We start from the raw sequence: 12991 nt of genomic DNA on the forward strand, positions 1-12991 counted from the left end.
GATGATGATTTAAGTTAGATGAGCGATAATAATTTTACTATAGAAACTAATTCCAATAAGGAGGGCAATAATATGAACGAAAATAATAACACTAATAATAACACTAATAATGAAACTAATGAAAATATGAATAATGATGTAATAAATAAAAATGAAGTTAGCAGTGAGAACAATTTTTGGGGTGGTAACGAGGAGCAAAATGTAAATGTACCTAAAGATGTGCTTAGCGAAAAACAGAGTGAAACTTTGCCTCTACAATTAGAAGATGCCAATTACACTGAAATAAATGATAAGAAGGTGAAAAAAGATAAAGGTGGTATGAGAAAAAGGATAGTATCCTATATAATAGTAGGTGCAATATGCTCTACACTTGGAGGGGTAGGTTCTGCTGTTGTTACGATGAATATGATGAAAAATACAAGCACTACTAATACACCCAAAACAACTGCTACAACGGTTGCTAGCAATTCAAAAGCAAAGCTTATACCTGCCAGTAGTACAGAAAATTTAACTGTACCTGAAATTGTAAAAAAGGTAAGCCCAGCAGTAGTTGCAATTTCTACCAATAGTACTAGTGTAAGTAGCGCGGTTAGAGGGCAGGGTACTCAGCCAGAAGGTGTGGGTACTGGTATGATATTTAGTGAAGATGGATATATTTTAACTAATTATCATGTCATAAGCGCAGCACAGAATATTAAAGTTATGCTTAGTGATGGACGCGAAGTTTCTGCAAAAATAATTAATTATGATGCTGCAGCAGATGTAGCTGTAATTAAATTAGCAGATGGAACTAAGGTTCCAGGTATTGCTGAATTTGGAGATTCGGATAAGCTTGAAGTAGGAGAATCAGTAGTAGCAATTGGGAATCCTTTAGGAAAAGAATTTTTAGGATCTGTTACTACAGGAATTGTTAGTGCAGTTAATAGGCAAGTAAGCATTGAAAATAAAGATTTGAAATTTATCCAAACAGATGCAGCTATTAACCCAGGGAATAGTGGTGGGCCACTTGTGAATACTAAGGGTCAAGTTATAGGAATAAATACTGCTAAAATAGGCCAAGAAGGGGTAGAAGGATTGGGTTTTGCAATACCAATTAATACAGTAAACCCTAAAATGGAGGCCTTAATTAAACCGATTCTCAGTATAGGAATTACTTGCAAAAATATAACTGAAGATAGAGCTAAGGAATATAATATGCCAGTAGGAGTATATGTTTCACAGATTAAAGAGTTTAGTGCTGCAGAAAAAGCGGGTATAGTGCCTGGAGATATTATTACACAGTTTGATGGTAAAAAGATTAAAACTGTGGAAGAAATAAATAAGATTAAAGGTACGCATAAAGCTGGGGATGTAATTAAAGCAGAGTTAGTTAGAAATGGAAAGACAATAAAAATAAATATAACTCTTTCAGAGTAAATTTAATATATATATGAAAAATAAAAGAAATTGGAAATTATGATTCCCAATTTCTTTTTTTATTATTAACCAATAACGAAATTTAAAATACATAAAAAAATATCTTTTGTGGGAAAATATTATTGAAGGAGTGATGAAAATGGAAATGAATACTAGAGATACTATTATGAAAAAATTACTAGACGCACAAGAAAATGTTAGAGACTATCAATCATTTGCAAGAGAAGTATCAGAAGAACAAGTTAGTAATACGTTTAGGGAATTTGCAGAACAATCTGCAATGCAAGCTCAGAAACTACAAGAATTATTAAGTATACATGACAAAAAGTAGCAATAGTAGCTACGCTAATTAAGTTACTCATAACTCATATTATGTTGTAAGGTGATATATAATAAATTTAAAGCCACTTGGCTCATTTGGAGGCAAGTGGCTTTAAATGTAAGATTTTTTATAAGGTTACCCGTTGTTCTTTAATAAGACCTTTTCTATATGCTGTAAGAAGTAGTTCTAAATCTTTAATTTGATCCTTTATTTCTAAACCCACATCCGTATCTGTTACACGTATACGATTTGTAGATTTTTCTAAAACTATAGTAGAAGAAAGGATATCCTTGCCTTCATCAATAGCCTTTTGAGTAGATTCAAAAGGAGCATGGGATGCGAGTAGCAATCCATAAGAATTATAAATAAGCGTATATCCTGCTATGCCTGTCTCTGGTTGGTAGGCCTTAGAAAAGCCACCATCAATAACTAAAAGTTTACCATTAGCTTTTATAGGACTCTCACCTTGCTTAGTCTTTACTGGAACATGACCATTTATAATGTGTGACTCCTTGGGATTTAATTCAAATTCAGACAATATATTATTGCATATTGTTTCATCATCTCTATAGCTATAATATGGATTCTTAATTTCTTTATGAGTACTTTTGTCATTTATAAAATATCTTTCAAAGGTAGTCATTTTATCTTTACCAAATAGTGGAGAATTGGAACCACACCATAAATACCATATGGAGTCTAAGGCATAAAGCTTGGATTCTGAATCAACTTTCCCAAAGTAAGCTTCTCTTGCTATTCGCTCAGTCCTATCTATATAGGATTTTCCACTATAAGTAACATTGTCTATTTTCATTTTCTTAAAGCTACCATCTTGGTTTAGTGCAATACATCCATGATAAAGCAAGTTGGAGTTGTATTTTAAGTACATACTTCCTTTAGAATATAGAAAACGTACATGTTTTTGAAGCTTTTCACTATTTGAGAAAGAAGATTTAAGTTTGCCTACAAGTTCTCTTTCCTCTTGGGTTAATTTATAAGGGTCTTTGGGATCTATAGTTGGAAAATTAGTATCGTTTAGTATATATTCTTTTCCATCGATATCTATGGTACCCTTTTCATAGTCTATTTTATGGAGAAGTAATCTATTTTGCATTTCATAATGAGGACATCTTTTTATTATGGCACCTTCAAGTTTAAACTGAATTATAGCAATGGCTTTATGCATTTGAGACATTAAATTAAGGTCATTTTCTCTATAATTATTTTCAGGAAAAACTTTAGGCTTAAAGGATTTACAGGGGTCATCTTTATAAAAATCTAAAGCGAAGGTTGCTAGCGGCAATAAGTTTATACCATAACCTTCTTCCACTGTATCTAAATTTGCATATCTGGTTGAAATACGAAGAACATTAGCAATGCAACTCTCAGAGCCAGCGGCTGCTCCCATCCAAAGTATATCGTGGTTACCCCACTGGATATCAATAGAGTGGTAGTGCATAAGAGTATCTAAGATTATGTGAGCCCCAGGACCTCTATCATAAATATCGCCTAGAATATGAAGTCTATCTATAGTAAGCCTTTGAATTAGGTTTGAAATAGCAACTATAAATTCTTTAGCTCTACCAATTTTAATTATAGTTTGAATAATTCCATTGTAATACTCCTGCTTATTAAAGGTATTCTGTTGTTCGTGAAGTAATTCCTCAATAATGTATGCAAAATCTGGAGGCAGTGCTTTTCTAACTTTAGATCTAGTATATTTAGAGGAAATGGTTCTACAAATTTTAATAAGCTTATGAAGGGTAATTTTGTACCAATCATCTATATCAACTTCTTCTCTAAGTGCTAGGTCTAACTTTTGTTCCGGATAATATATAATGGTTGCTAGTTCTTTTTTTTCAATTTCCCTAAGTGAATTACCAAAAATATCGTTAATTTTTCTTTTGATTACTCCAGAGGCATTCCTAAGAACATGAGTAAAAGATTCATATTCACCATGAACATCTGTAAGGAAATGCTCAGTTCCTTTAGGTAGATTTAAAATAGCTTGTAAATTTATGATTTCTGTACAAGCATCTGGAATTGTAGGATACTTGCTAGCCAATAATTTAAGATATCTCAAATCTTCTTCTATAGTATCAATGGGTGTCTCACTAGAAAATATCATTTTTGACTCTCCTTTATAATTGCAATAATTTTATAAGTTTTTAGAAGAAAACCACTATCCATTTATGGTAGATGGCAGTTGACTTGTGTAGCATATTTAATATAAAGGCTACACTTAATAGTATAATACATTATAATAGAATATTGTTATATGTAAACAAAATATTTTTTGTTTTAATAAAGATTCCTTAACAAAAACACTGCAAAAGTATAGTCTTTAGATAATTATATTATATGATATAATGCGGTAAGTGTTATAGTAAATCCTAATGTAGCAATAAAGGCCCTAGATAAGATTGTAGAATGTGAAATAGGAAATGTATGGGTTCAACCAGGTTCTTACAACCCCCAAGTTTTAGATAAGGCTAAAAATAATGAACTAAATATGGTTTTTCGTATATGTATATGTGTAGAATTAGGTGAAATTTAAAATTATGTGGATTAAAGAATAAAAGTACACTGGCTCATGCCAGTGTACTTTTTAACTGTTGAACAGAAATTTATTTTTTAGATAATGCATTAGGCTTTTCTAATAAGATATTAGCTCTTTCAATAGCTTCATCAAGATTACTGCAGATATTTTCTTTTCCTAAAGCATCTATAAATCCATATTTCAAAAGAACCGTAGTAGGTTGTTCTTGAAGATTTAATATTATTAAGTGAGTGTGATGTTTTGTGCAAATACCATAAAGCATTTCTAATGCATGATATCCGGTGGCATCCATAGCCGGCACATTTAACATTTTTACAATTAATATTTTAGTAGGAATCCCTATTTCTCTAATTGCATGCATAAATTTATCCGCTGCACCGAAAAAGAAAGGACCATTAATCTCATATAAAGATACATTTTCTGGAGTTTTTATGCTATCAATAAGTTCTAGGTGGTCTTCATCTTCATATTCATCAAGAATATATCGCACATCCGAAACATCGGCCATTCTTCTCATAAATAGTAATGAGGCAAGAAGTAGACCTATGCCTATAGCAATTACTAAGTCAAAGAAAATTGTTAGTAAAAAAGTAACCAATAGCACTAAGGAATCGCTTTTAGGGGCTTTAAATATTCTTTGGAAAGCTTCCCATTCACCCATATTATAAGATACTATAATTAATATTGCAGCCAAAGATGACATAGGTACAAGTTTTACATAGGGCATACATACTAGAAGTATTATTAATAGAGCCAGTGAATGAACAATACCCGCAACGGGAGTTCTACCACCATTTTTTACATTTGCTGCAGTTCTTGCTATGGCACCAGTTACTGGTATACCGCCCACAAGTCCGGAGCAAATATTAGCTGCCCCTTGAGCTACAAGCTCCATGTTAGAACGATGTGAACCACCGATCATACCATCAGCTACTACAGCAGATAAAAGCGATTCTATTGAACCTAAAATTGCAATGGTTAGAGCTGGAAGCATAAGCTCTTTAATCATAGCAAAAGAAGTATGAGGAAGAGAAATACTAGGCAATGCACTTGAAATATCACCGAAACGACTTCCAATGGTCTCTATATTCAAATTAAATAAAAGAGTTATTACAGTAGTTAATACTATTGCAATAAGCGTTCCTGGTATTTTTTTATTTATTTTAGGCCAAAATATAATTATTAAAAGTGAAAGAATACCGATAAGCATACTTTGTAAATTTAAAGTGCTAAAACTATTAAAATAAGCACCCCATTTAGGAATAAATTCTGAGGGTACAGTTTTCATGGTTAGCCCAAAAAAGTCTTTAATCTGAGTGGAAAAAATAATAATAGCAATACCGCTTGTAAATCCAGTGGTAATGGGGTAGGGAATGAATTTTAGCATACCGCCAAATTTTAGAAAGCCCATTATTATAAGAAAGATGCCTGCCATTATTGTAGCTACGATTAGGCCGTCAATTCCAAATTTTTCAACAATACCAAATACAATAACTACAAAAGCGCCAGTGGGACCTCCAATTTGAACTCTGCTTCCCCCAAGTAAAGAGACTACAAAGCCACCTACAATGGCAGTGTAAATTCCTTTTTCAGGAGAGACTCCAGAAGCTATTGCGAGAGCTATAGCTAAAGGCAAAGCAATAATGGCAACAATGATTCCAGCAATAAAATCTTTAATAAATTGATCCTTTGAATAGGTCTTTAAACAGGTAAACAGTTTTGGTACGAACATATTTTCACTCCTCTATTTAATTAGCATTCGAATATTAGAAATAAAATATATTCAAGTAATATTTTACTTGAAATTAGTCACTTTTAATATTATCTTATATAAATATATTAGTTCTTAAGATGAAAAACTTAAAAACAATAAAATTATATTTAAGGACATGCGATATTAAATACTACATATCATGTATAATAATATCATATTTTGCGAAAAAAAACAATTAATAATGTTCATTTTTTCATAATATAAAATCCTTATGTTGATTTGATATAATATTTTTGGTACAATCTATTGAACGATAGACAGGCATATGAAAATAGTGATTTATATAAAAAATAACTGTCATATTAGGGCACATAAGGGGAAATTATGGAACAAAGTGAGTATTTGTTTAATGTACATTCGTTATATAATCTAGCAAGGTATGCTTTTTTGAAAATTGAATCTAATTACGGAAGGATGGTGGAGACGTCGAGTATAACGCTGCCACAACTTAGAGTTCTATGGATTATTAAAGTATATCCAGGAACTTCACTTAGCAATATCGCAAGGATTGGTTGTTGGACTTCACCTACAGTTAGTAATATGATTAAGATTTTAATGAATAAAAAGTTGATATTTAAAGAAGCAACTATTAATAGAAAAGTATACAAGTTTCAATTAACAGAAATGGGTAATTGGTTTATTGATATAAATAAACAAGATAAGCAAAAAAAGTTTTACCTTTTTGACTTAATAGGCACATTTTCACATAAGGAATTGGATTTTATTATAGATATTTTCACTGAAATCATCATAAAAGAAAAGAAAGAATTTATTTTCGATTATATTAAGAAGATTAATGAAATGAATTTAAAAATTGACTTCAAAGATTTTGATATAAATACGATTAGTATTATAAAAAAGACAATTAGTATATATAATCTTTTAAGAACATTCATTTTAACTGTTAAAAGTAATCATAGAGAACCACTTAAGGAATTTAATATTACATATCCTCAACTTAGAGCATTATGGATAATAGCGGCGTTCCCTGGAATTACTTCAAGTGAATTAAGTGAAATTAGCTTCTGGTCACCATCTACAGTTCATGTGATAGTGAAAAATTTAAATAATAAGGAATTTATTCATAAAGAAAAAGCACTAATAAAAAATGCTCATTACTTAGATATATCGGAGCTTGGTGAAAATTTAATAATAGAAGATTACACAAAAAACCAAAAAACACTCTTGATTTTTCAAGAATTGAAGGATATAAATTCTAAGGATATGTTAAAGTTAAATGGCCTTTTAAGTAGAATGAATAATAGATTAGGAAATCATAAAACAGCTGAATATATTGAAAAGACCTTTGATATTATTAAAAATAAAGCATTTTGACAATTGAAATTTCTAATATAGCCCATGGAGTTGCTGATTTTATTTTTATGGTAACGGGCTTATTTTTTTTTGCTTTTATTATTATAAAATATTTAGAGTATCTTGCAGTACATTAAGAAAATATCTTTCTTAAATAATACATAATTTTTAATAATAAATAGCAAATTAGTATAGTATCCTTATAAAATTCATAACTTATTATATAAGGGTAAATTTGATTTAATAATTAGAAGGATTAAATAATTAACAACTATTATATATTCTATAAAATAGAAAGGTGGTATAGAAATGAATAAAACTTTAAGAACAATTGCAATTGTTGTAGCAATAATTCTAGTAATAGCAATGCCTATTATTGGAGGCTACAATAAAATGGTGAGTTTAGAACAAAAGGTAAAAGTAACAGAAGGAAACATAGATACTCAGCTTCAGAGGAGATCAGATTTAATTCCAAATTTAGTAGAAACAGTGAAAGGCTACGCTTCTCAAGAAAAAGATATTTTTGTAAAAATAGCTGAGGCTAGGGCAAAACTAGGGGGTGCGCAAACCGTAGGAGATAAAGCACAAGCAGATAGCGAACTTGGTACTGCATTATCAAGGCTTCTAGTAGTTGTAGAAAGGTATCCAGATTTAAAATCTAGTGCGAATTTCAGGGATTTAACTGTAGCGCTAGAAGGTACAGAAAATAGAATAGGCATAGCAAGACAGGATTATAACAAAAGTGTTGACAGTTATAACACCACAATTAAAAAATTTCCAAATACCATTATTGCAGGGGTTTTTAGATTTCAAGAAAGAGCATATTATAAAGCTAGTGAATCCGCTAAAGAAGTTCCAAAAGTTAACTTTAGTAAGTAGGAGCTAAAATATGAAGAATTATTTATTTAAAATAATGAAAAAAATTACTGATATTAATTGGAATATACCTATAAGAAATAAGATTAAACCAAAAAATTTTTTTGTGATTATGATAAGTGCATTTTTACTAAGTGGGATAATGGCTATTAATTTAGTAAATGCAGAGATTAAATTTCCCAGACCTACGCAGTTAAAATATGTTAATGATTATGCTAAAGTAATAGATAGTGATTCTATGCAATATATATTGTCAGTAGGCAAGGAATTAGAAGATAAAACAGGTGCCCAGGCTACTGTTGTGGTTATAGATTCACTACAGGGAGAAACTATTGAATCTTATGCTAATGGTATTTTTAAAACCTGGGGCATAGGGCAAAAGGATAAGAATAATGGTCTATTGATTTTATTATCACTAAAAGATGAAAAGTGGAGAGTGGAAGTGGGTACAGCGCTAGAAGGGGCTATTACAGATATATACTCCTCAAGAGTAATGAATGATTTTGCAGTACCAAAATTCAAGGCAAATCAGTATGGACAGGGAATTAGAGCAGCATATTCAGTTTTGTCAGATAGTATAGCTAAAGAATATGAAGTAAAACTAGAAAAAAATATTAATGTTCCAAGATATAGTGAAAGTAAAAAAAATCCAAGCATCTCTAAAAAGTCCAATGGTATTCTAGTAATAGGAGTTATTGTATTAGTGCTTCTTGATTTTATTCTTAATAGAGGCCGAATAACTAGATTTATAATTACACTACTTTTTTGGAGTTCAATAGGTAGACGGGGCGGAAGAAATGGTGGTGGGTTCGGAGGCAGTTCAGGAGGTGGGTCTGGAGGTTTTGGGGGAGGGTCATCAAGTGGTGGAGGTTCCTCAGGAGGATGGTAATATATTGATTTAGTGGAACGTAATAAAAATAAGCTAGATTATTGGATTATATTACAGTGTTAATTTTATAAATTTAAAAGTATAATATTAATAGGTAGATTAAATATTTAAAAGCAGAAAACAATTTATTTTCTGCTTTTAAATATTTATAAAAGTATATTATACAAATTATAAGAAAATACACTAGTACTCTAACTAGTTATTTTTTCAAGAAGAGCTAATTAAAGATGAGAGGATAGGTAAAAATTATGCGTATAGGGATTGATTTAGGTGGAACTAATATAGTTGTAGGTATTGTTACAAATGAAGGGGATATAGTCCTTAAAAAAAGCACACCAACCTTAGCTTCAAGATCGGCACTAGTAATAATAGATGATATGGTTAATTTAATATATAAAACCTTGGAAATGTCCCATACTTCTATGGATGACATTGAACTTATAGGTATTGGGGTTCCAGGCCTGGTGGATTATAAGAGTGGAATAATAAAAGAGTGTGTAAATTTAGGATGGAAAAATGTAGATATATGTAAAATACTTAAAGAAAAAACTGGTAAAAGAATCTTTATAGAAAATGATGCAAACGCTGCAGCTGGTGGAGAGTATCTATTTGGAACAATGAAAAATCATTTGAATTCAGTCTTTTTAACCTTAGGAACTGGTGTGGGGGGAGGAATAATTTTAAATGGTAAATTATATAGAGGAAAAAATGGTTCAGCAGCAGAAATAGGACACATGATAGTAGGAGAAAATTTTTATAATTGTGCCTGTGGTAATAATGGTTGCTTTGAAACCTTTACTTCAGCTACAGGTATAATTAAGTATGCTAAAAAATTAATAAATGAAAATCCACAGGATACATTAATACTAAAAAAAACAAATGGTTTGGATGGGATTGATGCTAAAATAATTTTTGATTGTGCAAAACAAGGAGATATATTAGCTAATTTAGTTGTAGAAAGGTTCGTTAAATATTTTGCTATAGGAATTTGTAATATATTAAATATCTTGGATGTAACAATGATAGGCATTGGCGGTGGAGTTTCTGCAGCTGGGGAATTTTTTATGGAATCGCTGCTGAGTGATATTAAAAAATACAAATTGTTTAAAGAAATACCTGTTTGTTACATAAAAATTGCAACGCTAGGGAATGATGCTGGCATTATTGGAGCAGCAATGCTAGACAAGCTATAAATTTAAAGTTAGTTTTTGAAAATGCAATTTTAATCACCATGAAAACTTATTAAATTTGATAAATTTTCATGGTGATTTTATTATTTTTAAATGTGACTTATTTAAAAAGTATGGTTACATTTTCAAAACCCATATCCAATAAAATGCCTTGTAAAAGTAATTTAGCATTAGCATTAGCCACATCTAAAAATCCTGTTTTAATTAAATCAGCTTCAACCTTATTTTTCTGATTGCTGATTTCATTTATCATATCCTGAATACTAAGTTTGTTAAACATTGAGGATTTTTCATCATAAACAAAAAAATCTTCATTATTTATTACATGATCAAGAATTTTAGATTTTTTTAAAGTTATAGTAATACTTTTTTCAAGTACAACAATATTTAAATCTTTTAAATCTACCCCGGATTTAATATAGCCACTGTATTTGATTAAAAAGGACTTTTCAGTAAAGGGAATATGGAAATCTCTGATTTTTTTACTATCTGTTAGAGCTATTATGTTGGAATAGTTATATTTTGTTGTGGATAGTTCTGATATTTTTGACAACCTCTCCGCAATAACAGTAGTGCTTATAACTTTATCATTATTAAAATTGCTTATAATGGAATAAATTATTATTGATGAGATAGTTGTGCACAAAAGTATAATTAAAAAAAAGAGTTTATTTTTGTGTTTTATAGGTTTGAAGACTGATTTTAGATTCATGCTAAAGCAACTCCTTATAATATTAAAATGATAATATAATATGGCTAATATATTATATGGTAGTTAATAGCATTTCAGAAGGAAAGTTAATTACTTGTATAAGTAGGGAGTAATAATTAATAAAAAAAATTTAGTGCAAACGGTTGCACTAATTAAAAAAATTATGTATAATAATTATAAAAGAAATAGTTAAAATAAACTGAAAATTTATCAGGTCATTAAAATTAAAATAAATAATTATTTAATAATTGTTTATTATTAAAAAGGATTAGAGGAGGAAAAATAATGGATAATAACAATCTTCCAAGAGTTGCTTATTTTTGTATGGAGTATGGACTACACCCGGATTTTAAAGCTTATGCAGGAGGCCTGGGAATACTTGCAGGTGACCATTTAAAAGGAGCTAAAGATTTAAATCTACCACTTGTGGGAATAGGGCTTAAGTGGAAACAAGGATATACAGATCAACGTATAGATAAAAATGGGAAAGCCTATGATACATATCACAATTATGAATATGATTTCATGCAAGATACAGGGGTAAAAGTATCTGTTAGTATAAGAAAGTTAGATGTAGTGTGTAAGGTCTGGAAATTGGTTGAATTTGGAAATAATCCACTATACCTTCTAGATACTGATATACCAGAAAATGCTGATGCTTGGATAACTGGACAATTATATGGATGGTTTGGAGAAGAAAGAATTGCTCAAGAAATAGTATTAGGTATTGGGGGCGTAAAAGCTTTAAGAGCCTTGAATATTCCTATAGATGTATACCATTTTAATGAAGGTCATGCAGCCTTAGCTGCTACAGAACTTATAAAAGAAAAAATGCAATCAGGATTCAGTTTTGAGGAGTCTTGGAATAAAACCCGCGAAGAAGTAGTATTTACAACTCACACTCCGATAGTTGAAGGTAATGAATCTCATGAGGTTTCCAAATTAGAGTACATGGGAGCATTTAATGGATTAACTAGGGAGCAAATGATTAGATTTGGTGGAGAACCATTTAATATGACGGTAGCAGGACTTAGGTTATCAAGGAAAGCAAATGCAGTAGCACAGCTTCACATGTCAACTGCAAATAAAATGTGGAGAACTGTTGCTGGAAGATCTGAAATTATTGGTATAACTAATGGAATACATAAACCAACCTGGGTAGACGATCGAATTACTAAGGCATTTGAAAACAATGAGGACCTATGGAAAGCTCACTTAACTGTTAAAAAGGAACTAATAGGATTTATTAAAGAGAGAACTGGTGTAGAACTAGATGCAGATAAGTTACTTATAGGATTTTCAAGAAGGGCTGCACCTTATAAAAGAAGTGATTTGATATTTACGAATGAAGAAATTATATCGCCACTACTCAAAAGTGGAAAAGTTCAAATTGTATTTTCAGGAAAAGCTCATCCTCTTGATGATACAGGAAAAGAAATAGTGGCAAAGCTGGTAAGAATGATGAAGAAGTATCCAAACAGTGTAGTATTCTTAGAAAATTATGATATGAATATAGGAAGAATGTTAACTAGAGGCTCAGATATATGGTTAAACAATCCAAGGAGACCTCTGGAAGCTAGTGGAACTTCAGGAATGAAAGCTGCAATGAATGGTGTGCTTAACTGTTCTATTCTAGACGGTTGGTGGCCAGAAGCTTGCAATGACGGTGTAAATGGGTGGCAATTTGGAGATGGAGTAGGTCTTGATGATCTATCACCAGATGAATTAGATAAACATGATACGCAGGCTCTTTATGACACTTTAGTAAATAGAGTTATGACTACTTATTATGGAAATAGAGAAAAGTGGGTAGAAATGATGAAAGAAAGTATTAAAACTACAAGTTATGAATTCTCAGTAGAGAGAATGTTAGATGAATACTATAACAAGATGTATATAAAATAATAAAAAAACCATGATAAAATCATGGTTTTTTTC

The 12991-nt window shown here is 30.7% G+C and carries 11 protein-coding genes; 8 read left to right on the top strand and 3 right to left on the bottom strand.

The features are described from left to right. The first annotated feature begins 72 nt into the window (after window positions 1-72). Both ACREV6_RS25205 and ACREV6_RS25210 read left to right on the top strand, forming a co-directional pair. Window positions 73-1416 carry a S1C family serine protease gene (locus tag ACREV6_RS25205; protein WP_431580790.1) on the top strand — a complete coding sequence of 448 codons (1344 nt, stop codon included), beginning with the start codon at window positions 73-75 and terminating at the stop codon, window positions 1414-1416. A gap of 139 nt (window positions 1417-1555) precedes the next feature. Continuing rightward, window positions 1556-1747: a hypothetical protein gene (locus ACREV6_RS25210; protein ID WP_431580791.1), complete on the top strand. Its 192-nt coding sequence runs from the start codon at window positions 1556-1558 to the stop codon at window positions 1745-1747. Window positions 1748-1865: 118 nt separating this feature from the next. On the opposite strand, the gene ACREV6_RS25215 is transcribed toward ACREV6_RS25210, so the two are convergent. Continuing rightward, on the bottom strand, window positions 1866-3866 hold the full coding sequence (locus tag ACREV6_RS25215) for a fructose-1,6-bisphosphatase (protein WP_431580792.1): 2001 nt from the start codon (window positions 3864-3866) through the stop codon (window positions 1866-1868). A gap of 255 nt (window positions 3867-4121) precedes the next feature. Here ACREV6_RS25215 and ACREV6_RS25220 point away from each other — a divergent pair, with 255 nt between their 5' ends. Beyond that, a complete protein-coding gene (locus tag ACREV6_RS25220; protein ID WP_431580891.1) occupies window positions 4122-4295 on the top strand; it encodes a CoA-binding protein in 174 nt (57 codons plus the stop codon). Between the two features lie 70 nt (window positions 4296-4365). Here the strand turns inward: ACREV6_RS25220 and ACREV6_RS25225 are convergent, their stop codons facing one another. Further along, on the bottom strand, window positions 4366-6030 hold the full coding sequence (locus tag ACREV6_RS25225; RefSeq protein ID WP_431580793.1) for a SulP family inorganic anion transporter: 1665 nt from the start codon (window positions 6028-6030) through the stop codon (window positions 4366-4368). A 366-nt stretch (window positions 6031-6396) separates the two neighbouring features. Between ACREV6_RS25225 and ACREV6_RS25230 the strand changes: the two genes are divergently transcribed. The 4 genes from ACREV6_RS25230 to ACREV6_RS25245 all read left to right on the top strand — a co-directional run bounded on the left by ACREV6_RS25230 (window position 6397) and on the right by ACREV6_RS25245 (window position 10344). Next, window positions 6397-7407: a MarR family transcriptional regulator gene (locus tag ACREV6_RS25230; protein WP_431580794.1), complete on the top strand. Its 1011-nt coding sequence runs from the start codon at window positions 6397-6399 to the stop codon at window positions 7405-7407. A gap of 288 nt (window positions 7408-7695) precedes the next feature. Continuing rightward, window positions 7696-8265 carry a LemA family protein gene (locus tag ACREV6_RS25235; RefSeq protein WP_431580795.1) on the top strand — a complete coding sequence of 190 codons (570 nt, stop codon included), beginning with the start codon at window positions 7696-7698 and terminating at the stop codon, window positions 8263-8265. A gap of 109 nt (window positions 8266-8374) precedes the next feature. Beyond that, a complete protein-coding gene (locus ACREV6_RS25240) occupies window positions 8375-9151 on the top strand; it encodes a TPM domain-containing protein (RefSeq protein WP_431580892.1) in 777 nt (258 codons plus the stop codon). Window positions 9152-9399: 248 nt separating this feature from the next. Continuing rightward, a complete protein-coding gene (locus tag ACREV6_RS25245) occupies window positions 9400-10344 on the top strand; it encodes an ROK family protein (protein ID WP_431580796.1) in 945 nt (314 codons plus the stop codon). 97 nt (window positions 10345-10441) lie between these two features. Here ACREV6_RS25245 and ACREV6_RS25250 read toward each other — a convergent pair whose 3' ends face one another. Next, a complete protein-coding gene (locus ACREV6_RS25250) occupies window positions 10442-11053 on the bottom strand; it encodes a DUF4230 domain-containing protein (RefSeq protein ID WP_431580797.1) in 612 nt (203 codons plus the stop codon). 285 nt (window positions 11054-11338) lie between these two features. Between ACREV6_RS25250 and glgP the strand changes: the two genes are divergently transcribed. Next, complete coding sequence (glgP, locus tag ACREV6_RS25255) at window positions 11339-12958, top strand: alpha-glucan family phosphorylase (RefSeq protein WP_431580798.1); 1620 nt, start codon at window positions 11339-11341, stop codon at window positions 12956-12958. Window positions 12959-12991 lie beyond the last annotated feature (33 nt).

Origin of the sequence: Clostridium sp. (genome assembly GCF_050717515.1) — a bacterium.
Taxonomy (GTDB): Bacteria; Bacillota; Clostridia; order Clostridiales; family Clostridiaceae; genus Clostridium_AD.

Excerpts from the sequence above, each read along its gene's own strand:
- ACREV6_RS25205 (WP_431580790.1), top strand. The coding sequence starts at position 73 with ATGAACGAAAATAATAACACTAATAATAACACTAATAATGAAACTAAT.
- ACREV6_RS25250 (WP_431580797.1), bottom strand. The coding sequence starts at position 11,053 with ATGAATCTAAAATCAGTCTTCAAACCTATAAAACACAAAAATAAACTC.
- ACREV6_RS25240 (WP_431580892.1), top strand. The coding sequence starts at position 8,375 with ATGATAAGTGCATTTTTACTAAGTGGGATAATGGCTATTAATTTAGTA.
- ACREV6_RS25210 (WP_431580791.1), top strand. The coding sequence starts at position 1,556 with ATGGAAATGAATACTAGAGATACTATTATGAAAAAATTACTAGACGCA.
- ACREV6_RS25235 (WP_431580795.1), top strand. The coding sequence starts at position 7,696 with ATGAATAAAACTTTAAGAACAATTGCAATTGTTGTAGCAATAATTCTA.
- glgP (WP_431580798.1), top strand. The coding sequence starts at position 11,339 with ATGGATAATAACAATCTTCCAAGAGTTGCTTATTTTTGTATGGAGTAT.
- ACREV6_RS25225 (WP_431580793.1), bottom strand. The coding sequence starts at position 6,030 with ATGTTCGTACCAAAACTGTTTACCTGTTTAAAGACCTATTCAAAGGAT.
- ACREV6_RS25230 (WP_431580794.1), top strand. The coding sequence starts at position 6,397 with ATGGAACAAAGTGAGTATTTGTTTAATGTACATTCGTTATATAATCTA.
- ACREV6_RS25215 (WP_431580792.1), bottom strand. The coding sequence starts at position 3,866 with ATGATATTTTCTAGTGAGACACCCATTGATACTATAGAAGAAGATTTG.
- ACREV6_RS25245 (WP_431580796.1), top strand. The coding sequence starts at position 9,400 with ATGCGTATAGGGATTGATTTAGGTGGAACTAATATAGTTGTAGGTATT.